Source organism: Cohnella xylanilytica (assembly GCF_014212175.1).
Lineage (GTDB): Bacteria > Bacillota > Bacilli > Paenibacillales > Paenibacillaceae > Cohnella > Cohnella xylanilytica.
Map to the genome: position 1 here is coordinate 1 of NZ_JACJVR010000136.1, position 22,570 is coordinate 22,570.

17 protein-coding genes and 1 pseudogene are annotated in these 22,570 nt (G+C 61.2%); 11 read left to right on the forward strand and 7 right to left on the reverse strand.

Features of this window, described 5'->3' with window-relative positions; translation table 11 throughout:
- Nucleotides 1–646: 646 nt before the first annotated feature.
- The 4 genes from H7B90_RS30295 to H7B90_RS30310 form a co-directional block, all read right to left on the reverse strand.
- A complete protein-coding gene (locus H7B90_RS30295) occupies nt 647–1,690 on the reverse strand; it encodes a sulfate ABC transporter substrate-binding protein (RefSeq protein ID WP_185139644.1) in 1,044 nt (347 codons plus the stop codon).
- Nucleotides 1,691–1,812: 122 nt separating this feature from the next.
- The gene (gene nagA, locus H7B90_RS30300; protein ID WP_185139645.1) at nt 1,813–3,012 is read right to left on the reverse strand and encodes an N-acetylglucosamine-6-phosphate deacetylase; all 1,200 of its coding nucleotides are present in this window, start codon (nt 3,010–3,012) and stop codon (nt 1,813–1,815) included.
- Entirely contained in the window at nt 3,009–3,737 is a 729-nt protein-coding gene (gene nagB, locus H7B90_RS30305; RefSeq protein WP_185139646.1) for a glucosamine-6-phosphate deaminase, read from the reverse strand. Before nagB ends, nagA begins: the two co-directional genes overlap by 4 nt.
- Nucleotides 3,734–4,600, reverse strand: coding sequence for a MurR/RpiR family transcriptional regulator (locus H7B90_RS30310; protein ID WP_185139658.1), 867 nt, complete (start codon nt 4,598–4,600; stop codon nt 3,734–3,736). The genes nagB and H7B90_RS30310 overlap by 4 nt, the downstream gene beginning before the upstream one ends.
- Before the next feature lie 453 nt (nt 4,601–5,053).
- On the opposite strand from H7B90_RS30310, the gene H7B90_RS30315 reads away from it, so the two are divergent.
- From H7B90_RS30315 to H7B90_RS30325, 3 genes are all read left to right on the forward strand, one after another.
- The gene (locus tag H7B90_RS30315) at nt 5,054–6,010 is read left to right on the forward strand and encodes a phosphotransferase family protein (protein ID WP_185139647.1); all 957 of its coding nucleotides are present in this window, start codon (nt 5,054–5,056) and stop codon (nt 6,008–6,010) included.
- Nucleotides 6,011–6,065: 55 nt separating this feature from the next.
- Nucleotides 6,066–7,709, forward strand: coding sequence for a hypothetical protein (locus H7B90_RS30320; RefSeq protein ID WP_185139648.1), 1,644 nt, complete (start codon nt 6,066–6,068; stop codon nt 7,707–7,709).
- A gap of 267 nt (nt 7,710–7,976) precedes the next feature.
- Entirely contained in the window at nt 7,977–8,492 is a 516-nt protein-coding gene (locus tag H7B90_RS30325; protein ID WP_185139649.1) for a hypothetical protein, read from the forward strand.
- Nucleotides 8,493–8,880: 388 nt separating this feature from the next.
- Here H7B90_RS30325 and H7B90_RS30330 read toward each other — a convergent pair whose 3' ends face one another.
- Entirely contained in the window at nt 8,881–9,282 is a 402-nt protein-coding gene (locus tag H7B90_RS30330; protein WP_185139650.1) for a VOC family protein, read from the reverse strand.
- Between the two features lie 241 nt (nt 9,283–9,523).
- On the opposite strand from H7B90_RS30330, the gene H7B90_RS30335 reads away from it, so the two are divergent.
- From H7B90_RS30335 to H7B90_RS30345, 3 genes and pseudogenes are all read left to right on the forward strand, one after another.
- Complete coding sequence (locus H7B90_RS30335) at nt 9,524–11,338, forward strand: heparinase II/III family protein (RefSeq protein WP_260411331.1); 1,815 nt, start codon at nt 9,524–9,526, stop codon at nt 11,336–11,338.
- 23 nt (nt 11,339–11,361) lie between these two features.
- Nucleotides 11,362–12,496: pseudogene (locus H7B90_RS30340) on the forward strand (glycoside hydrolase family protein).
- Nucleotides 12,497–12,532: 36 nt separating this feature from the next.
- A complete protein-coding gene (locus H7B90_RS30345; RefSeq protein WP_185139652.1) occupies nt 12,533–14,578 on the forward strand; it encodes a DUF2264 domain-containing protein in 2,046 nt (681 codons plus the stop codon).
- Between the two features lie 475 nt (nt 14,579–15,053).
- Here H7B90_RS30345 and H7B90_RS30350 read toward each other — a convergent pair whose 3' ends face one another.
- On the reverse strand, nt 15,054–15,689 hold the full coding sequence (locus H7B90_RS30350) for a TraX family protein (RefSeq protein WP_185139659.1): 636 nt from the start codon (nt 15,687–15,689) through the stop codon (nt 15,054–15,056).
- A gap of 194 nt (nt 15,690–15,883) precedes the next feature.
- Nucleotides 15,884–16,084 carry a hypothetical protein gene (locus H7B90_RS30355; RefSeq protein WP_185139653.1) on the reverse strand — a complete coding sequence of 67 codons (201 nt, stop codon included), beginning with the start codon at nt 16,082–16,084 and terminating at the stop codon, nt 15,884–15,886.
- A 185-nt stretch (nt 16,085–16,269) separates the two neighbouring features.
- Between H7B90_RS30355 and H7B90_RS30360 the strand changes: the two genes are divergently transcribed.
- The 5 genes from H7B90_RS30360 (at nt 16,270) to H7B90_RS30380 (ending at nt 22,551) form a co-directional block, all read left to right on the forward strand.
- Nucleotides 16,270–17,415 carry a GntR family transcriptional regulator gene (locus tag H7B90_RS30360; RefSeq protein ID WP_260411333.1) on the forward strand — a complete coding sequence of 382 codons (1,146 nt, stop codon included), beginning with the start codon at nt 16,270–16,272 and terminating at the stop codon, nt 17,413–17,415.
- 248 nt (nt 17,416–17,663) lie between these two features.
- The gene (locus tag H7B90_RS30365; protein ID WP_185139654.1) at nt 17,664–18,743 is read left to right on the forward strand and encodes a glycoside hydrolase family 76 protein; all 1,080 of its coding nucleotides are present in this window, start codon (nt 17,664–17,666) and stop codon (nt 18,741–18,743) included.
- 146 nt (nt 18,744–18,889) lie between these two features.
- Nucleotides 18,890–20,215: a glycoside hydrolase family 125 protein gene (locus tag H7B90_RS30370; protein ID WP_185139655.1), complete on the forward strand. Its 1,326-nt coding sequence runs from the start codon at nt 18,890–18,892 to the stop codon at nt 20,213–20,215.
- A gap of 37 nt (nt 20,216–20,252) precedes the next feature.
- Nucleotides 20,253–21,605 carry an ABC transporter substrate-binding protein gene (locus tag H7B90_RS30375; protein ID WP_185139656.1) on the forward strand — a complete coding sequence of 451 codons (1,353 nt, stop codon included), beginning with the start codon at nt 20,253–20,255 and terminating at the stop codon, nt 21,603–21,605.
- A 58-nt stretch (nt 21,606–21,663) separates the two neighbouring features.
- Nucleotides 21,664–22,551, forward strand: coding sequence for a carbohydrate ABC transporter permease (locus H7B90_RS30380; RefSeq protein ID WP_185139657.1), 888 nt, complete (start codon nt 21,664–21,666; stop codon nt 22,549–22,551).
- Nucleotides 22,552–22,570: the final 19 nt, after the last annotated feature.

A 22,570-nucleotide genomic window follows, 5' to 3' on the forward strand; every position in this document is an offset into this window, starting at 1 on the left:
TTGCCTTCCCTTCAAACTAATAATATCACCACGAAGGAGAGGGAACCCGCCTCGTTTTCATAACTATTTGTACCTGGAGCGTAGCGAAAGGGATGATTTTTTGTATGATTTTTCGTACAACCTTCGAGCGAGGTGCCATCTGGAGGCAGAATTTGTATGATTTTTCATACAACCTTCGAGCAAGGCGCCATCTGGAGGGAGGATTTGTATGATTTTTCATACAACCTTCGAGCAAGGCGCCATCTCGAGGGAGGATTTGTATGATTTTTCATACACCCTTCGAGCGAGGCGCCATCTGGAGGCAGAATTTGTATGATTTTTCGTACACCATTCAAGTAAGGTGCCTTTTTCGAGAAGGATTTGTACGTTTTTTCGTACACCTTCAAGCCAAGCGCCTTCTCGAAGCAGACATGTCCAAATCCGTACAAAAAAAAGAGACAGCCGCAAGCTGCGGGCTGTCTCAGACTATTGAACGGAGCGCCTGTTCCTGGAGCTTCGCATGAACCGCGAATCCGCGACTACTTCGGCGAAACAGCTCGATGGCGGCGAACGCTTAGTATTGCTGCCTGTGACGCATCTCCAAGCGCGGACCTCGCCTCAATAGCGGTCACTTGTCAGCGGTCACTTGTCGTTGCTTCGGGAGGAATTACTTGAGATAGATCTGGTCGAAAATGCCGCCGTCGGCGAAGTGCTTCTTCTGGGCGGCCTCCCAGCCTCCGAAGTCTCGGATCGTGACCAGCTCCAGCTTCGGGAACTGCTTCTCGAATTCCTTCTTCACCTGGGGATCGTTCGGACGGTAATAATACTTGGCGACGAGCCGCTGGCCTTCCTTCGTGTACAAGTACTTCAGGTACTCGGTGGCCACTTCGGTCGTCTTCTTGTCCTTGGCGTTCTTGGTGACGACGGCGACGGACGGCTCCGCCAAAATGCTGAGCGATGGAGTGACGATCTCGTACTTGCCTTTGAACTCGTTCAGGATGAGATGGGCTTCGTTCTCCCAGGTGAGCAGAACGTCGCCGATGCCTCGTTCCGCGAACGTGGTGGACGAGCCGCGCGCTCCGGAGTCGAGAACCGGCACATTCTTGTACAGCTTCGTCACGAAATCGCGGGCGGCCGTCTCGCTGTCCTTGTTATGCTTCAGAGCGTAGGCCCATGCCGCCAGATAAGTCCAGCGCGGCGCCCCGCCGGTTTTCGGGTTCGGCGTAATGACTTCGACTCCGTCCTTGACGATGTCGTCCCAGTCCTTGATCTTCTTCGGGTTGCCCTTGCGAACGACGAACACGATGGTAGAGGTATAAGGGGAGCTGTGATACGGAAGCTTCTCTTCCCACTTCGGGTCGATCAGCCCTTTCTTCTGGATCTCCGTAATGTCGAGGGACAGGGCCAGCGTGACGACATCAGCCTTGAGTCCGTCGATGACGGATCTCGCCTGTTTGCCGGAGCCGCCGTGCGACTGCTTGATCTCGACCGTCTGTCCCGTCTTCTTCTTCCAGTAGGCGGCGAATTTCTTGTTGAATTCGACGTACAGCTCGCGGGTCGGATCGTAGGACACGTTAAGCAGCGTCACTTTCTTGTTCTTCTTGGCGGCCGCCTCGGCTTCCCGTACGCCGGCCGGACCGACGGACCCGACGACGAGGGCGAGCGCGAGCAGAGCGAACGTCAGGGCTGCCCAATTTCTGAGTTTCTTCATAACGAGAACCTCCTAATGACAAATAATGGTCGATATGTAGTGACCTGATTATAAATCATATTAATCCGAGTTGTAAACTGTAATTTAAAGCGGCCGAAAAAAAAGAAAAGCCCGGTTCCGACTTAATCGTCGGAGCCGAGCTTCGCTTGACCTTTGACCCACACCTGCCGCAGCTCCAGATCCTCGCCGAGCAGCAGCACGTCCGCTTGCTTGCCGGCTTGCAGCGAGCCGGTGAAGCCGTCGATGCCGATCTGGCGCGCCGGATTGGCGCTGCCCATGCGGCTCGCGTCCGGGACGGATACGCCGACCTCCCGCACCATGTGCCGGAACGCGGCGATCATCGTCAGCGTGCTTCCGGCCAGGCTGCCGGAATCCTTCAGGCGGGCAACGCCGCACGTCATGACGACGGGCAAGCCGCCGAGCTCGTAGCCGTCGCCGTCCGGCATGCCCGCGGCGGCCATGGCGTCGGTCACGAGGATGACCTTGTCCGCGCCCTTCATGCGGGCGACGATGCCGAGGCCCGCCGCGTGCACGTGATGGCCGTCAGCGATGACCTCCGCCGTGATGCGGTCGTCGGTCAGCACCGCGCCGACGGTGCCCGGCTCGCGATGGTGCAGCGGCTTCATCGCGTTGAAGGTGTGCACCGCGTGGCGCAAACCGCGGTCCGCCGCGGCGACGACCTGGTCGTACGTGGCGTCGGTATGGCCGCAAGACGGCACGATGCCGTGCGAGGCGAGCCGCTCGATGTAGTCGAGCGCGCCGTCCGTCTCGGGCGCGAGCGTCTGGATCTTGATGAGGCCCGGATAGCGGGCTACCCATTCCTCGAGCCAATCGGGCTGCGGGGCGAGAATGTAGTCGGGGTTCTGCGCGCCTTTCCACTTCGGGTTGATGAACGGTCCTTCCAGATGGACGCCGAGCACTTGCGCGTACGGCATCGGCTCGCTCCTGTAGCGGGCGACCCGGTCCAGCACTTCCGTCAGCTCCTCCCGCGAAGCGGTAAGCGACGTGGCGAGCAGGCCGGTCGTGCCGTTCCTCGCGTGGAAGCGGGCGATCGCGTCGAGCCCTTCCTTGCCGGCGTACATGAAGTCGTGCCCGCCGCCGCCGTGCACGTGAACGTCGATGAAGCCCGGCAGCGCCCAGCCGCCGGCCGCGTCGATCCGTTCGGCTCCGGCCGATTCGGACGGAATCTCGTCTTCTTTTCCGCCGATTGCCTCGATCTTCCCGTTCTTCAGCCAGATCCAGCCCTTCTCCAGAACGCCGCCCGGCGTGACGACGGAGGCGTTCGCGATCAGCGTCTCGCGAACCGGTTCGTTGCCGCTCATGCCATCAGCCTCCCGGCCTCTTGGTCGAGCAGCACGACCAGATGCGGATGCGTCTGAAGCAGCGATGCCGGGCAGTCGGTCGTGATCGGTCCGGTCAGCGCGCGGTGTACGATTTCGGCCTTGTCCGCCCCGCGAACGATGAGCAGGATCGTCTTCGCCTTCAGAATCGTGCCGACTCCCATCGTCAGAGCCTGGCGCGGCACTTCGTCGATGCTGTTGAAGAAGCGGGCATTCGCCTTCAGCGTCTCCTCCGCCAGGTCCACGACGTGCGTGCCGCGAATGAGCGCGTGCGCGGGTTCGTTGAAGCCGATATGTCCGTTATGGCCAAGCCCGAGCAGTTGAAGGTCGATCTGGCCGGCGTCCGCGATCAGCTCGTCGTAGCGGCGGCACTCCGCTTCCGGGTCTTCGGCGTTGCCGTTCGGGATGTGCGCCTGGGCCGCGGGAAGATCGATATGGCGGAACAGATGATGGTTCATGTACGAATGATAGCTCTCCGGGTGGTCGATCGGCAGACCGACGTACTCGTCGAGGTTGAACGTGGTCACGCCGCGGAAGCTGACCAGCCCTCTCTTGTGGTCGTTCACCACCTGCTCGTATACCCCGACGGGAGTGCCCCCGGTGGCCAGTCCGAGCACGGCGCGCGGATTCGTCTGAATGAGGCCGGTGATGATGTTGGCTCCCGCTTCGTTCAGCTTCTCGTTGGAATCAAAGGTCAATACGTTCATGACGGTTCCCTCTCCTCTTTGCCCGTATATCTTCTAACCATATGGAACGAGTTCTCCAGACGAGGAACGTATTCGTCGAAGTGCTCGCTGACCAACCCCGTGAACAGAATGTCGACCACGTGAAGTTGGGCCATTCTCGAAGCCATGTCGCCCCGCCGCATGCCGGCCTCGGCCGAGGAGGTGAACAGGCGGATGGAGGCATGTCCGGCCAGAGCGGTGTTGCCGAACTTCGTGATCGAGATCGCCGTGGCGCCCTGCTCCGTCGCGCAGCGAAGCGCGTTGATCGTCTCCAGCGTCTCTCCGGAATACGAGATGCCGACCGCGACGTCCCGCTCGGTGAGCGAGGACGCGGACGTGATCTGCATATGCGGGTCGGAGTAGACGTTGGCCGCCTTGCCGATCCGGATCAGCTTGTGGAAAAAATCCTGGGCGATCATCCCCGACGTCCCGGCGCCGTACAGATCGATCCGGTTCGCCGAGTGGAGCGCGGAGATCGCGGCTCTCAGCTGCTGCAGGTCGAGCAGCCGGGTCGTGTCGGTCAGCGAGCGGAGATGGTTCGCGGTGATGGCCGACACGATCTCTTGAAGCGGGTTGCCCGCGACGATGTCTTGGTATTGCATCTGCGCGGGCTGCTGGGCGAGCTCCGCCGCCAGACGCATCTTGAAGTCGGCGAAGTTCTGGAAGTGGAACGAGCGGCAGAAGCGCGAGACGGTCGCGGTGCTGCTCCCCGACCGCTGGGCGAGCTCCGAGATCGTCATCTGCACCGCCTGCTGCGGCTGCTCGAGCAGGAAGCCGGCCAGCTCGCGTTCCTTCGGATGCAGGTCGTTCCATTGGTCCCGAATCGCGTTCAGAATGCTCATAATCCGATCCACGCCTTTATTTAACGATTTCGCCTATTGGGGCAAATTTACGAATCAAACGAAAATTAATTACGTGTAAACTAGGATAATAAGAAAATTATTTACGCCTTCAACCTAACCATATCCGATTCCCCGCCAAAACGCAACAGGCAATTGAACGGCTGGCGCTCCGTGCCGAGAAGCCTTTCCGGGGCGGGAGGCCTTGCCGTGCGAAGAAGCCTTGCCGTGCGAAGAAGCCTTGCCGGGGCGGAAGAACCGCCTGCGCTGAGGGAACGTGGAGGAGTCGAGGGCGGGTACGGGAATGGCAAGAGAGTCGAGAGCGAGTGCGCGGGGTAAGGGGCAGATAGGAGGGAACGGCGAATCGCGGCGAAGGGCGTCGATTTTTCCCTTGAAATTCGTCTCCGGTAACGTATGATGGGAACATGTGGATTTATCCGTACGAAGGAGGAGACACTGATGGAAGGGACCAACAAGGTGAAGGTCCGTCCCGAGGAGCTGAACCGATTGGCGCGCGCGGCGTTCGACTGCGGCGTGGCGGAGAGCCTTGAGCTGACGGACGGCTGGGCGAACTCCGCCTACAAGCTTGTCCTGGACGACGGCCGCAAGGCGGTGCTGAAGGTCGCGCCGACGAAGAACGTCAAGCAGATGCGTTACGAGCGCAACATGATGCGGGCCGAAGTCGATGCCATGAGGCTGATGCGCGAAGTCGGCGGAGTGCCCGTCCCCGAAGTGTACCTATTTGACGAATCCGAGACGATTTTGCCGGCATCCTATTTTATTATGGAGCATCTCGAAGGAGAACCTTATAATAAGGCGCGGGAGACGATGACCCCGGAGCGGCGCGAGACCGTAGAGCGCGAGCTGGGCGTTCTCAATCGGCGCATCAACGAGGTCAAGGGCAACCGCTTCGGCTTGTTCGCCTACGAGACCCCGTACGACGACTCCTGGCGCGAGGCCTTCCGCTGGCTCATCCGCGGCGTGCTGGAGGACGGTCGGGAGATGGGAGTCGGCCTTCCGGCACCCTACGAGGAGTTCGAACGCGAGATCGAACGCCGGCTCCCCGCTCTGGACGAGGTGAAGGAACCGCGTCTCGTCCATTGGGACCTGTGGGCGGGCAACGTGTTCGTCCAAGGCGACCGGATCACGGGCATCATCGACTTCGAGCGGGCGATGTGGGGCGATCCGCTCATCGAGCATTACTTCAGCCATTTCGACGATACGACGGCCTTCAAGCAAGGCCACGGATGGCACGCGGAGGAACCGGGACGCCGTATCCGCAGAAGCCTGTACGACCTTTACTTGGACTTGATTCTCGTGGTAGAGTGTCAGTTCCGGCAGTATACGGACCGGGACCACGTGGAGTGGACGGCCAACAACCTGGCCGCCGGATGGGAACGGTTCCGTTCGATCTGAACGCATGGGGGTATCCACCGAATGCTGAACAGGCGGAAAGAGAAGGCGATGGCATATGACAACCTATGAGAAAAGACAGCTCGAACTGATCCAGAGGATCTCCGCGAAGGCGCAAAAGCGGCCACTCCTTGGAAGCGGGTTGTGGTTCCACGGCGACGTGAGGGATAACTTCTACTATGCGGCGTACTTGTTCGCCGCTTCGGTCAATCCGGACGCGCGGGTTCCCTTCGAGAAGGAGATGACCCTGGCTTCTTCCTCGCAGATGCTGCTGAAGGTGCTCCGTCTGCAGGATACGGACCCGGCCAGCCCGACGTACGGCCATTGGCCGCTGCGCCTCGATCCGGTGCCGAAGGAGGCGAAGCCGGACCCGCTTCCGGTCGAGCTGATGGGAAGCTTGATGGTCTACTTCTACCGGGATCATCAAGAGTACATGAGTCCGCCGCTTCAAGCCGCGTTCGAGGCCGCATTCGAGCATATTTACCGCAGCCGCTTCTTCGCGAAGGAGATCGGCCATTTCAACCACCACGAAGCGAAGTACACGGCGGCCAAGCTGATCTTCGGCAACCTGTTCCGCGACTACGAGCTGGTCGAGGACGGGCACCGCAGCCTCGTCCGCATGCTCCGCCACGTCCGGGAGAACGGCATGGCCGAATACGGGGCGCTGCCCTGGTTCTGGCACTGGGTTCAAGCGTTCACCGCCGCCTGGGAGCTGGTCGACGACGTGGACATCAACCGCGACCTCGGCGACATGCTCGACTTCCTCTGGCACGAGCGCTCCCTGTATTACCTCAAGGGCGCTTGGGTCGGCCCGCATTCCCGGGCCTGGCCGCACGACGTGCCGCGCGACGCCAATCCTCTATTCGATTACGTTCAATTCGGCGATTTCCCGCTGCCGGAAGAGACGCCGCGCACCGAGTTCGCCGGCTTCCTGTTCTACGAGGCGCCCGAAGACGTCCGCCGCAACGCGCTGGACCGCAAGCTGCCGATGGAAGTGACCAAGTACTCCGTCTTGAGCGGCGACGCCGAGAACGGCGGGCCGAAGAAGGTCCATAAATACGCGTACATTACGGAAAATTACGCGGTCGGCGGCGCCTGGGAGAGGGTCCGCGAGTTCGACAACGAGCAGCACCGCTGGGACGTGTCTCTTCCGCTGTCCAATTCCGGCTCCGTCAATCAGGCGTACTTCCTCCGCCCGGGAGAAGGCTTCACCGAAGTCGATCCGCGCCACGAGAGCGACATCGGCGAGGTGCTGTTCCACCGCAACGTCGTCGTGGCGCTCTATCCGACCCCGGAAGGGGAGGACGACCGGATCGTCGGCGTTCTGCCGAAGGGCGAGTGGCTGCAGGAGGAGAGGGCGCTGTACGGCCGGATCGGCCGCGTCTACCTCGCCGTTCATCTCATGCGGCCGTATCAGGTCCAGGAGTTGGCCGACCGGTACGCCGTCGAGAGCCGCGGCGGTGCGAACGGGGTCGTCGTGGAAGCGATCGGGGCGGCGGAAGCCGAGCGGCTGTGCATCGGCAGCCTCGAGGAATTCGCCGCGATCCAGCGCGGCAACGACCCCTCCTTCGCCGAGGACGGCTCGAAGGCGGCGTACCGCTCCCTCGATCAGGAGGAGCTGGAGCTGACGATCGCGCCAGGCGGCAAGCCCGAAGCGAGGGTCGGCGGCGAGCCGATATCGTTCGGGAAGTATTCCGCCTGAACCGCTGCCGGCGCCGCCGCCGGATGAAGTCAATATTAGCGTGAATAGGATCAAAATACCGTCAAAGCGCTGACGGTATTTTTTTTATAATGAGAACACCGAAACGCTCCGGGATCGGTTCGCTTCCGGCCGAGTTAGCGTCGCGATAATGAAAATAATTAGGCGAAGGATTGAAAGTAACCGTAGACCGGACACTTTTAAGCAAGGGTGTTTAGGCTATGGTTTTTTTATATCCTATGAAAATAATTTTGGAAGTATACTAGCTTTATGGAAGTGTTGGGGGGTAATTATGTGACATGGGTGTTAAAGCATCGTTCGAGCGGCGAAGAATACGATGCGTATTTTAGTCGTCTTGAACGCGGCGATTTAAAGAATATCGCAAAAGGAACAGGTTGGACAGTCGGATTCAATTGGGGCCACTACCTGCGTAGGGATAGTGATTATATAGCGTATAAACTACATATCGCCGGAAATGATGGTATTCAAGGGATCGTTGCCATTGCATTGCGTGAAGGGTATGTGGAAATCGATCTAGCGGAGAAGTCGCCGAACAATCGCAGGCCGCGGAATCAATTCTCAAACGCTGGAGATTTGTTATTTGCTTTTGCATGCAAAGTCAGCTTGGAGAATGATGGTGAAGGGTACGTCATGTTAAAAGCAAAGTCGGGCCTCGTTCAGCATTATCAAAGAAAATATAAAATGGAACTCATTAATCCCCGCGAACGTACCATGGCTATCGTTCCGGTTGTTGCGAAGAAGATGGTTGAGTTATACTATCGATAAGGGAGTTGATACTCATGCGAAAGTTAAACAAAGTAGGACGAACTAGCTTGGGTTTGAGAGGCCCCCTGGTCATTCGAACAAGACAATGCGATAACGGGATATTGGCCGAGCCCATCTCAGCCGACAAGCGTAAAGCCGCGGATGTAGAAATGAAGAATTTTATCAAGCGTCACAAAGACAGCTTGGTTGCGCATAAATAGGGATGACGCAGAAGCAAAGTCGTGCTTAAGCTGAGGAGCGACACAGGGGCATGAAAACAAAGGGCCGTCAGGGAACGAACTTCTCCCTGACGGTTTTCTTAATTTGCGGGGCAGTGGAAGACAACCCGAAAGGTTCGTCCCGCGCGGACGAAGGGAAGCGTAGGGCACGGCGGCTATCCTGCAGTCATTTACGCAGGATTCACCGCGAATATGGAATGAACATTTCCCTCGGGATCGCCGAAGAAGCCGGTCGTATGACCCCAAGACTTGATTTGCGGGGCAGTGACGTCGATGGCTCCCTTCGACACGAATTCGGCGTACAAGGCGTATACTTGATCCGGCGAATCGCATTGGAAATTAAGCTCGACGGCTTGTCCTTTGCGAATTTCCCCAAAAGAAGAATAGCCGTTGGTATTCTCGGACATCAGAGACTTCGAGCAAATGGCCAATCTCACCCCCTCATTTCGGAATTCTACGTAATGATCCTCTTCTACGACGATATCGAATCCCAATACATCCTGGTAAAATCGGGCCAAGCGGGCGACATCGTCAGCTAGCAGCGTAAGTCCTTCCAGTCTTACTGTCTTCATTAGGTAACGCACCTCCATTTCGAGTGTAGCATAATATTCGAATCGGCGTGACAAATTTTAACATTCCGAGAGACTGTTGCAGGAGGATGTCAAAAGTCAAAATAGAAGAGAGATCGGTCAAGATTCGACTAACCGCTGAGCCGGGTTCTTCCCTATAATGGGAGAAGAACGAACGGTAGAGACTTCGATTCGGGAGCGGCAGCGCGAGAGACGTTCCCGGAAGCTTAAAGGAGCGGTTGCGATGGCAAGCAAGGAAGCGGTTCTGTCCGCGCTGGAGAAGGCGGCGCCGGCCGATCTTCGCCTCTATTACCCGGATGGCAAGCAGGAGGAGTTCTGGAAGCGGGCGAAGGCTTCGCCGGATTACGAGGAGGCGCTGCGCGAGATCCGCGGAGAAGGAGAGCGGCTGCTCGGATCGCCGACGCCGGAGCTCACCTATCATCTCTTCGTGATCTACGTGGAGCGAGGTACCCGCAGAGAATATGAAAGCGTATACTTCGAGCGGCGCCGGCGGCTGAACACGTTCGCCATTCTCTCCCTGCTCGAGCCGGAGCGGGAAGAGTGGCTCGGGGCGCTGCGCGATACGATATGGGCTCTCTGCGACGAATACACCTGGTGCCTGCCCGCGCACGCCTGGGGGACGAGCTTCGAGATCCGACGGACGATCGACCTGTTCTCGGCGGAGACCGGGTTCACGCTGAGCGAGATCGATCTGCTGCTTGGGGACCGGCTCCCTCCCTTGCTGCGGGAGAGAATCGCCGAAGAGGTTGAAGCAAGACTATTCCGTCCTTATCTGGAGGCGGGACCGCACCATTGGGAGGCCGTCCAGACCAATTGGTCCGCCGTCTGCGCGGGTTCGATCGGAGCGGCGGCGCTGATCGCCCTCCGCGATCCGGACCGGCTAGCGGCGATCGTCTCGAAGGCGCTCGGAAGCATGGATTGCTTCCTCGACGGCTACGGCGACGACGGAGGCTGCCTGGAGGGGCTGGGCTACTGGAATTACGGCTTCGGCTACTATGTCTACTTCGCTGACCTGCTGCGCAAGCGCACGAACGGGGCGATCGACCTCTTCGCTTCGGACAAGGTCCGGCGCATCGCGGCTTTCCAGCAGAAGAGTTATCTGGACGGGGATCTGGTCGCGAACTTCTCGGACTCCCGGCCCCGCATCAAGGTCCAGCTCGGCCTGTCCCATTACCTGGGGAGCGTCTACGAAGAGGTCGAGCTGCCGCCGGCGGAGCTTCGGGCTCCCTACGCGGAAGACCATTGCAGTCGTTGGGCGCACGCCTTCCGCAACCTGATCTGGTTCGATCCCGCGAAGGGAGGGAGCGAATGGGCGGCGGCGGACGATTACCTGCCCGACGCCCAGTGGCTCGTCTCGCGGCACCGGTCCGGCGCCGGACGGTTCGGCTTCGCCGCGAAGGGCGGCCATAACGCCGAGCCGCACAACCATAACGACGTCGGCCACTTCATCGTGACGGCGGACGGGGAGACGTTCTTGGCCGATCTCGGGAGCGGCGAATACACGAAGGATTACTTCGGGGACGGCCGGTACGCCTACGATTGCAACGGGGCGCAGGGGCATTCCGTTCCGATCGTGGACGGCGCGCTGCAGGCCGAGGGAGCCGAGAGCGCGGCCGTCGTGCTGGAAGCGTACGCGGGCCCAGAAGAAGACCGGCTGCGGATCGAGATGGGCTCGGCCTATCGGGTGCCGAACTTGAAGTCGCTCGTCCGCGGCTTCGTCTGGCGGAAGCCGGAGCAGGGCGCGCCGGCGCTCGAGCTGACGGACGAATTCCGGTTCGATGGCCAGCCGGGCTCGGTCGAGGAGCGGTTCGTCTCGCTGCTGCCGCCGGTTCTCGGCGAAGAGGGGAGCGTTCTCGTTCCCGGGCGCAACGGGAGAACGCTGCGGATTAGGTACGATGCCGATGCGCTCGCCGCATCGGTCGAGGAACGGTCGTTCCGGGATCATTCCGCCCGGGAGACGAAGTGGTACGCGATTCGCCTAGCGGCGACGCGGGCGAACAACGAGGCTATTTTCAGACTGCGGTTCGAATTCGAATAAAGAGGTTGGGGGAGAAGCTGCGGATGGCGAACGCTGCCGGATTGGATTGGGTGGAAGAGGCCTGGACGAACGCAAGGGACAAGACGAGGAGAATCGCCGGACGGATCGGCGCGAACTTCCCGCACGCGAGCCAGGGAGGCGTCTACGTGCTGGAGCCGCCGCACTGGTGGACGGCGGGCTTCTGGCCGGGATTGCTATGGCTGTTCGTTCAAGGCGGCGGGGAGGAGGGGCTCCGGCGAATCGCGGAGGCATGCGAGGAGAAGCTGGACGACGTGCTGCGCGATTATACGAAGCTCGACCACGACATCGGCTTCATGTGGACGCTGACGAGCCTCGCCTCCTACAAGCTGACGGGGAACGCGGAGTCGCGGCGCCGGGCGCTGCAGGCGGCGAACTACCTGGCCGGGCGCTTCAACCTGAAGGGCCGGTACATCCGAGCCTGGAACCCATGGTCGGAGAACGACGACAACGCCGGCATCGCGATCATCGATTGCGCGATGAACGTGCCTCTCTTGTCTGGCGTCGGCGGAGAGCGGGGATCCGCGCTACCGGCATATCGCCGAAGCGCATCTGGGCACAGTGCTCGAGCGGTTCGTCCGCCCGGACGGGTCCGTCTACCATATCGTGCGCTTCGATCCCGAGACGGGCGACTTCCTCGAAGGGATCGGCGGGCAAGGCTTCGCGCCGGAATCCGCCTGGTCGAGAGGGACGGCGTGGGCGCTCTACGGCTTGTCCCTCGCTTATCATCATTCGAGGAAGCAAGCGTATTTGGACGCCGCGAAGCGGGTCGCCCACTTTTTCCTCGCGAATCTGCCGGACGACCTCGTCCCTCACTGGGACTTCCGTCTGCCGCCGGAGATCACGAAGTACCGCGATTCGTCGGCGGGCGCGTGCGCGGCCTCGGGACTGCTGCTGCTCTCGGAGCTGGTCGGGGGGACGGAGTCGCGCCTCTACCGGGAACCGGCTGTCCGGATGCTGGAGTCTCTGTACCGCCATTACGGAGCCTGGGACGACGAAAAGGAAGAAGGCCTCATTCGGCACGGCACGAGCCATTATCCGGAGGGCAAAAATATCGACGTTCCTCTCATCTACGGAGACTACTTCTTCGTGGAAGGGCTGTCCAGGCTGAGGGGGAACGATAAGATTTTCTGGCAGTAGCCGATCGGCAGAGGGACGAGGAGGAGGAGCTAGCGCATGAGAGGGACGAGACTGCCCATCGCGGACAATCCGCTGCGCACCCGCGGCGACCTGATGCGGGCGTTCGAGCAACTGAGCGATCCGCTTCGGCCGTATTACAGCGAAGGGAAAGCGCGTCTGGAGCTTGGCGTCACGGGGACGAGCTATTCGGCCGAGGTCGCGGGCATGGAAGGCTTCTCCCGCGTTCTGTGGGGGATGGCGCCTTACCTGGCCGGCGGCGGGAGGGCGGACGGACTGTGGGAGGACTGCCTGCAAGGAATCGCGAACGGGACCGACCCGAGCCACCCGGAATATTGGGGGGACGTCGGGGATTACGACCAGCGGCTCGTCGAGATGGCCGCCTTCGGCTTCGCCCTCGCCCTCGTTCCGGAGCGGATCTGGGAGCCGCTCGGCGAGAGGGAGCGGCGCAATCTGTACGAATGGCTGAACCAGATCAACCGGCATCCCGTTTACGATTGCAACTGGCTGTTTTTCGGCGTGCTCGTCAATATGGGCTTCAAGCGCAGGGGGCTACCGTACGACGGCGAGCAGCTGGAGCAGAACCTGCGGAGGATCGACGACTTCTATCTCGGGGGCGGGTGGTACTCCGACGGGGCGGGAGGACATGCCGACTACTACGTTCCGTTCGCGCTCCATTACTACGGCCTGCTGTACGCCAAGCTGATGGGAGCGGAGGATCCGGAACGGGCCCGGACGTACCGGGAGCGGGCGGCGCTGTTCGCGGGCGACTTCATCCGCTGGTTCGCGGCGGACGGATCCTCGCTGCCGTACGGAAGAAGCCTCGCCTATCGGTTCTCCCAGTCGGCGTTCTGGAGCGCGCTCGCGTTCGCGGACGCGGACGTCTGGCCTCCCGGCGTGCTGAAGGGGCTCGTTCTGCGCGGGCTGCGCTATTGGTTCCGCCAGCCGATCTTCGACCGGAGCGGCGTGCTCACGATCGGGTACGCGTACCCGAACCTGGTCATGGCCGAGCAGTACAACTCGCCCGGCTCGCCTTATTGGGCGCTGAAGACGCTGCTGCCGCTGGCGCTTCCGGAGGACCATCCGTTCTGGGCGGCGGAGGAGCTTCCGCTTCCGGCTTCGGAGACGGAGCCGATGTCGGCAGCGCAGCTGTCGGTGCAGATGTCGGTGCAGCGTCCGCCCCGTCTCGTCCTGTGCCGGCAGGCGGATCGCGACCATGTCGCCGCGTTCAACGCGGGGCATCCGTCGTCCAACGAACACGCGCACACGTCGGCCAAGTACGAGAAGTTCGCGTACTCGACCGCGTTCGGGTTCAGCGTGCCGAAGGCGGAATGGGGGCTCGCGCAGGGCGCCTTCGACTCCATGCTCGCGCTTAGCGAAGCGGGAGACAATCTGTACCGCGTCCGGCGCCGGAACGAGGAGACGTCGATCGGGGACGACGGGACGCTGTACGCCCGCTGGAAGCCGTGGCCGGACGTGGAGGTTCGCACGTGGATCGTGCCGGGACTGCCTTGGCACGTGCGGGTGCACCGGATCGAGACGGCGCGGCGGCTGGACGCCGCCGAGGGCGGCTTCGCGCTCGGGGTGCGGGAGGACGTTCGGTCCGAGAAGTCGGAGGACGTGGCGGAGCCGGACAGGGGGGCCGATGCGGAGTCGGCCGGGAGAACCGATGCGGAATCGGGAGCGAAGGCGGGTACGGGGACGGCGACGCAACCGGGCGCTGGACCGGAAGCGAGGTTCCCGGCAGAAGCCGGCATGGGGGCAGGGACGCCGACCGCGCATGCGGTGGCGTCGGGAAGCTTGGGGACGAGCGGCATCCGCGGCTTGTTCGGATACGACGGGGCGGAGCTGGTCCGCGCCCAGCCGAATACGAACGTGCTGCACCCTCGTACCGTTATCCCCACGCTTCAGGCTCGGCTCGAACCGGGCATTCACTGGCTCGCGGCCGAGATCTTCGGCCTTCCGGGCGAGGCCCCTTCCGGGGAGCGGCTGCTGCCGGAGAGCGGGTATCGGGTTCGGATCGGAGAGCAGGACGTTCTTGTCGAGCGGGAGGGCGTTATTGTAGCAAATCTAGGCCGGATCTAAAGGCAAGAGGGGCGTTCCCGCGTCATTTGAAGGCGGGAGCGTCCCTCTATTTTTCACATATAGGCTCCTTTATCCATGATTGGGTCCATGTCTTCGAAGGGATCCTGCCGCGTAGAAGCTCGATGCTTAATGACCGGGCCGATGAGTTCATTCACGCCGACATAGCGGGCTTCACCGCAGGCAAGCGGGTTCACTTGTATGATTTTTCGAATAGCCTCGTCGCAAAAAAACAAGGCAGATGGATTTTGTATGATTTTTCATCCACTAATAAAGCAAAAGCACCCTCTTGAGCAGAATTTGTATGATTTTTCACCCACCATTCTAGTAAGGCGCCTTCTTGAAGCGGCGTTTGTATGATTTTTCATCCGCCTTTCAAGGAGGCGACTTTTCGAGGCATTATCTAGTTGGAATTCACAATTTACCAGTACAAGTTATGTTAGTGAATGGGTCTTCGTAGTTTTTTGGCAACGACGATTCAATTGCCCTTGATCATCCAGATCGCTAGAGCGAGAGCCGCGAGATGGGCCGGATAGAAGCTGCGCCAGAGCCAGCGGGGAACCCGGATCTGCTCGCTCGCCGCGACAAGCTGCTGGCCGTAAACGAGCAGTATCGTCGCCGCGATGCTGAACAGCTGAAGCACCCATCCCGGATGAATCGCCAGATAGAGCGCGTTTAGCACCATATGGGCGGCAATCCAGCGGTCCCGGTTCGCGCGAAGATAAATCAGGATGAGGACGAGAGCGTATGCGCCGTAATCGAAGGGAAGAACTTCAAGCAGAATGCCGGCCGCCGCGGCAAGGCCCCATCGTCCCCAAGGGGATCGGATTCGCTCGAAGAGCATGAGAACGGTCAGGCAGACGGCGAACGTCCCCACGACGTTGATATCCCGCATGTGAAGCCCGAGCGAGTAAGGCACTTGCGACAGGAGCGCGATGGCGAAAAGCCGAATCAGATACTTCCGCCGGCTGCGCGTGTGCCGGTAGCCAAGGGCGATGCCGAAGGCGTACAGCGGGAACGCCAACCGGCCGATTATCCGCCAGACCGGCTCGTGCGGGAAAAACAGCAACCCGATATGGTCGATCAGCATCGTCGCCATCGCGATAATCTGCACCGGCAATCGGTCCCTTCCATAAGCGGTCGATAAAGTTAGGATAGCGTGTCTGCCGCCTGCCAAGGTACCCGGAGGAAGCACCACCGCGTAAGAGCGGCGGCTTGGCGGCGAGAAGTCGCCCGTCTAAGCCGATAAAGTCGGGTTAGAGCGACGGTCAGGGCGCAAATACCCATCTACGGGGAAGGGAGCGACGGTTAAGCATATATCCGGACGCACAGCCAGGAGACGATTCCGATCGAAGTCATCGCGGCGAGAGCGACGAAGGCGACGGAACCCGTCTTCGTCCGGCCAACCGCATGCTTGTCGTAAAATTCCGGCCTCCGGCGGTAAACGCCGGTCCACAGCTCCGCGACCAGGTTCAGAACGACAAGGAAAAAGCTTTTGACGAGTTTCATCCGTTCCACGCTCCTCCGAGAGGTCTTATCCACATCTTAGCAAAACGCCCATCTCCGCGCCATCCTCAGCCCCTGCCTCTCCCTCTCCCTCTCCCTCCCCATACTCGCTTCCCATCTGTTATATATCATGATATATTGTTATATATAGTGATTAGCGGCCATAGGCGGAAGGAGTGCGGGCCGGAATGTCGGGACCGATGTACGAGAAGATATACGAAGCTCTCAAAGAAGAGATTCAAACGGGAAGATACGGCATAGGAGAGCGGGTTCCTTCGGAGAAGGAGCTGGCCGACGCATACAACGTAAGCCGGATCACGAGCAAGAAGGCGCTCGAGATGCTGGCGGAAGCGGGGATCATCGTCCGCAAGCCGGGCAAAGGCTCCTTCGTGGCGGACCCCGAGGAGCAGCCGGCGGCGGCGCCGCCGCCGTCGGACTCCCGAAGCGGAAGCGGGAAGGCGAAGCTGCTGATCGGCCTCGTCATGACGGACTTCAGCGACAGCTTCGGCACCGGGCTTATCTACGGGATGGAGGAAGCGTCCCGCCAGAGCGACAGCTACCTCGTCCTGCGCCGGACGTTCGGCGTCCCTTCCAACGAGGAGGAGGCGATCCGGGGGCTGCGCGAGCTTGGGGTGGACGGGCTTATTATTTTCCCGGCCCAAGGGGAGTTCTTCAACGCCGAGATTCTGAAGCTGGTCATCGACAAGTTCCCCTTCGTCCTGATCGACCGGCATCTGAAGGGCATCTCGGCGGGCTCGATCAGCACGGACAACGCGGCCGCGGCCAAGCTCGGAACGGACTACCTGTTCGGGCTCGGCCACAAGCACGTCGCCCTCCTGTCGCCGCCTCCGATGGACACGACCGCCGTCGAGGACCGGATCGAGGGCTTCGTCCAGGCGCACGCGGAGAAGGGCGTCGTCGTCGACCGGGACTTGTGGCTCGAGGACATCACGTCGACGCTCCCGAACGCCTACACGGAGGAGAACAAGGCGAAGGACGTCGAGAAAATCAAAAGGCATCTGCTCGCGCATCCGGCGGTCACGGCTGTTTTCGCCATGGAGTACAACATCGCGCTGCTCGCGGCGGAGGCGGCCCGGCAGCTCGAGCTCGACGTGCCGCGGGACCTCTCGATCGTCTGCTTCGACTGTCCGGACAACAGCGGGGCGTTCCCGTTCACCCACCTGAGGCAGAATCAGGAGGAGATCGGGCGGCTGGCTTTCGAGAACGTGCTGCGGTTGAGAGAAGGCGAGCCCGTGCCCGGCAAAATCTCGCTGGAAGCGAAGCTCGTCTTAGGAGGCTCCACCGCGGAGGCCGCGCGGAAGGTGCGTCCTTAGGAGGACGAGCGGGAACCTTGAAAACGGCCCGACGGGGCGAATAGAGAAGGCTTGCGGGATCGTCTCGCAAGCCTTTGTTCTGTTCCAATGGGGCTGCATGTTGTTTAAGGAGATTAAATAATATATTGATATATAATTATGTCGCAATTTTAGAGTTAAATATATATTGACATAATGCTGGTATGACATTATATTTATCGGTGTAAGCGTTTTACTCATCATGCTCGCGAGAGAGGATGAAGCGCCCGATGAACCGAACCGACGAGCCCGCCCGAACATCCCCGTACATTCGCAGAGGAAGGGCGGAGACCGCTCAGGAGGAGCTTCTCTACAACTTCTGGAACGAAGAGCTCGGCATTATGAACCAGCTCGCTCCCTTCGAGCCGGGCTGCAACGACCACTTCGTCTATTGGTGGCACGCCCATGCGATCGACGCGCTGGCCGACGGGTACGAGCGGACGAAGAATGCGGCTTACCTCGAGAGGATCGACCGGATTATCGAAGGGGTACGGAGGCTGAACCGCGGCACGCTGCTGCACAATTACTATGACGACATGGAGTGGATGGCACTCGCCTTGCTGAGGGTGCACGACGCCGCCAAGCGGGAGAAGGACCGCAAGGACGCCACCGTTCTCTGGGAGAGTATCAAGACCGCCTGGAACGGCCGTATGGGCGGAGGCATGGCGTGGAAGAAGGATCAGCTCGACTACAAAAACACGCCGGCCAACGCACCGGCCTCCATTCTCGCCTCCCGCCTGTACCAGCGTTTCGGCGACCGCGGCGATCTGGAATGGGCGAAGCGGATTTACGAGTGGAACAAAGCCAACCTGGTCGACCCGGAGACCGGCTTCGTCTGGGACGGCATGAACCGGCTCGGCGACGGGAAGATCGACTACGACTGGGAGTACACGTACTGCCAAGGCGTTTTCGCCGGGGCGGGCATCGAATTGTACCGGAGCACGGGCAACGCCGCCTACTTAGAGGATGCGATCCGCACCGCCAAGACCGCGGCGGAACGATTCGCCGATCCGGACACCGGCCTGCTCCCCGACGAAGGCAAGGACGACTGCGGCCTGTTCAAAGGCATCCTCGTCCGCTACTGGCGGGAGCTGCTGCTCCTTCGTCCCGAGCTGGCCGGCATCCGCCGGCTCATCTCCCGGAACGCCGAAGCGCTCTGGACGACCGGGCGCAGCGAACGCGGCCTGATCGCCCGGGCCTGGACCGGCCCCGTCGAGGCGAAGGTCCAGCTGTGCGCCCAGCTGAGCGGCCTCATGCTGCTGGAGATGGACGCGGCGCTCCCTTGCGCGGACGAAGAGGAAGCGAACTGATCGGCCCGGCTAAGCGCCCCGCACGAAATAAGCAACACGCAACCGAAGAACGAAGCGCGCGACGCCCCCTATCTCAAACCCGTGCCGACTTATTCAATAAGAACAAGAACAATGAACAAGATCGATTCGAAGGAGGCTGGCCGAGCATGGAACTCTCCCCCGCAACGCTAAAGACATTGGACGCGTTGTCCGACCGGGTTCGCGAGAAGACGGCGGACCGCCCCAGGCTGGCCCTGATTTTCAAGAACGCGCTTCTGAACACGCTTCAGACGACCGTCAAGCGGCTGCCCGACGGAACGACGTTCGTCATCACGGGAGACATCCCCGCGATGTGGCTCCGGGATTCGGCGGCGCAGGTGCGGCCGTTCCTCGCGCTCGCCCAGGAAGCGCCCGAGCTCGCGGACATGATCGAAGGCCTCGTCGCCCGGCAGGTCGCCTGCATTCTCTCGGACCCGTATGCGAACGCTTTCAACGAGGGGCCGACCGGGCAGGGACACCAAGCGGACCTCACCGACATGAAGCCTTACGTCTGGGAGCGCAAATATGAGATCGACTCGCTCTGTTACCCGCTGCATCTTGCTTACCTGCTCTGGAAGCGGACCGGCCGCGCGTCCCATCTCTCGACGGCCGAATTCGCCGCCGCGGCCCGGACCGTCATCGCCACCTGGCGAACCGAGCAGCATCACGAGTCGCGGTCGCCCTACTCCTTCGAGCGCCGGAACTGCCCGCCGTCGGACACGCTGGAGCGCGAAGGACGCGGAGCCGAAGTCGGCTACACGGGCATGACGTGGTCCGGCTTCCGCCCGAGCGACGACGCCTGCCGGTACGGCTATCTCGTTCCGGCCAACATGTTCGCCGTCGTGGCGCTAAGGGAGCTGGCCGAGATCGCGGAGGACGTTCTCCGCGACGCCGAACTCGCGCGAGACGCTTCCGCCCTGGCGAGAGAGATCGACGAAGGCATCCGCGCGCACGGCATCGTGGAGCATCCGGACTATGGCCCGATGTACGCCTACGAGACCGACGGCTTCGGCCGCCATCACCTGATGGACGACGCCAACGTGCCGAGCCTGCTGTCCATTCCGTATCTCGGCTACGCGCCCGCCGACGACCCAATCTACCTGAACACGCGGCGGTTCGTACTCAGCCGCGACAACCCGTACTACTTCGAAGGCGCCTCCGCCTCGGGCATCGGCAGCCCGCATACGCCGCCGGATTACGTCTGGCACATCGCGCTGGCCATGCAGGGGCTGACGTCGCCGGACCCCGGCGAGAAGCGGCGGATGCTGGAGCTCATGGCCGACACCGACGCCGGCCTCGGCATGATGCACGAGGGCTTCCACAAGGACGATCCGTCCCGGTTCTCGCGGGAATGGTTCTCCTGGGCGAACATGATGTACTGCGAGCTGCTGATGGATTACTGCGGCATTCGCGCGGGCGCCGAACCGGGGCTCGATCGGGCATCGTCCCGTTGAGATAGAGCGAAGACACAAAAAGGGAGGCTATATGTCAATGAGAAAATGGGTATCTCTGATGGCGCTTGCGGGCATCGCTTCGACCGTACTGGCGGGCTGCGGCGGGTCCGGCGACTCCGGCAACTCCGGCGGCAAGGCGAGCGGTTCGCCGTCCGCATCCTCTCCGGCGTCCGGCGAATCGGCCGCTCCGTCCGGCGGCGGCTCCTCGGGCAAGGCGGTCGAGATCACGTTCTGGGGCGACTGGAGCGGCGAAGGCCAGCAGCAGCTGACGACGATGATCGACGCCTTCAACAAGTCCCAGGACAAGATTCGCGTCAAATACGTGCTGCAGCAGGACATGATCACGAAGTTCCTCACGGCCGCCACGTCCGGCGGAGCTCCCGACGTCCTGCTCTGGGACCGGTGGCGCACTTCGCTGTACGCGCCGAAGAACGTGCTGCACCCGATCGACGACTACTTCGACCAGGACGGGCTGAACAAGGACGACTTCTACGGCGAAGCGCTGAAGGAGCTTACCATCCAAGACCGTCTGTACGGCCTGCCCCTGACGGTGGACGCGCGGGCTCTGTTCTACAACAAGAAGCTGCTGAGCGAAGCGGGCATCGCCAACCCGCCGACGAACTGGCAGGAGCTCGAGGACGCGGCCGTCAAGACGACGAAGTGGGACGGCAGCAAGCTTCTCGTCGCCGGCCTCTCCTTGGGCGACAACGGCTTGTTCAGCATGTACCTGCGGCAGGCGGGAGGCACGATGCTGACCGACGACGGCAAGACGAACTTCAACAACGCGCAGGGCAAAGCGGTGCTCGATTACTGGGATCGGCTGATGAACCAGGACAAGGTGTACAAGATCGGCTTCGAGAAGGGGCTCGGCGAGTCGACGGACGCGTTCGCGACCGGGAAGCTGGCGATGACCTACACGGGGCCGTGGATGCTGACGACGTACAAGAAGTACGGCAAGGACCTCGACTTCGGCGTCGCTCCGCCTCCGGCCGGGCCGAGCGGCGACAAGGGCAGCGGCATGGGCGGCTTCGGCCTCGTCATTCCGGAAGGCTCCAAGCACCAGAAGGAAGCCTGGGAGTTCATCAAGTGGTGGACGGCGAACAAGGACAACGCGCTGCTGTGGGCCAAAACGAGCCTGAACATCCCGGGCTTCAAGCCGGCGATTCAAGATCCCTTTTTCCAAGACGATCCGTTCTGGAAGCCGTTCCTCGACACGCTCGAATTCGCGAAGATCCGTCCGCAGCACCCGGGCTATTCGGTCATGGAGACGGACGCGCTCATCCCCAACCTGGAGCTGTTCCAGCAGAAGAAGCAAAGCGCCGAGGATACCCTGAAGAAAGCGCAGGAGCAAGGCGACAAGCTGCTGCAGGACAACGCGGAAGTCAAGTGACGCGAAGGGAGGGCGACCTCCCTTCTTCGCCAATTCCCATTCGGAAGGAGGAGCGCCGATGGCCTCCTACGGCAAGCTGACGCGCCATCAGTCCCGCACCGCCTATCTGTTCATCACGCCGACGATGCTCCTGTTCCTCGTCTTCACGGTCGTTCCGGTCGCGATGGCGTTCTACCTCAGCTTCACGAATTACGACGTGCTGAGCCGCATGAAGTGGGTGGGCCTGGACAACTACGGAAGGCTGTACGGGGACGCGCTGTATTGGAGAACGTTCCGGAACGTCGCCTACTATACCGTCATCTTCGTTCCTCTCAATATCTTGTTCTCGCTCGGCCTCGCCATGCTGTTCAACTTCAGGCGCTTCGGCGTCCGGCTGTTCCGCACGATGGGCTACATGCCGACGCTGACGTCCGCGGTCGCCGCGGCGACGGTGTGGGTATGGCTGCTTCACCCCGAATACGGGCTCGTCAACACGCTGCTCGGCTACGTCGGAATTACCGGACCGGCATGGCTCGCCCAGACGGAGACGGCAATGCTGTCGATCATTCTCGTGACGCTCTGGCAGACGATCGGCTCCAACATGATCATCTACATCGCGGGGCTGCAGGGCGTTCCCGACTACCTGTACGAATCCGCGAAGCTCGACGGAGCGACCGCCTTCGACCGGTTCCGGTACATCACCTGGCCGCAGCTAAGGCCGACGACGTTCCTCGTCAGCACGATGTCAATCATCGGGGCGCTGCAGCTGTTCGACCAGGCGTTCGTCCTGACGCAGGGCGGCCCCGGCAACGTCACGAAGACGCCGGTCTACCTCATCTACCAGCAGGGCTTCAACCAGCTGCAGATGGGCTACGCTTCGGCGCAGGCGTTCGTGCTGGCGATCGCGATCCTGATTTTCTCGATGATCAACATGCGGTTCAACAAATCCGAGGAATCGGTCCTATGAGAGCAGCGGTGCTATGTCA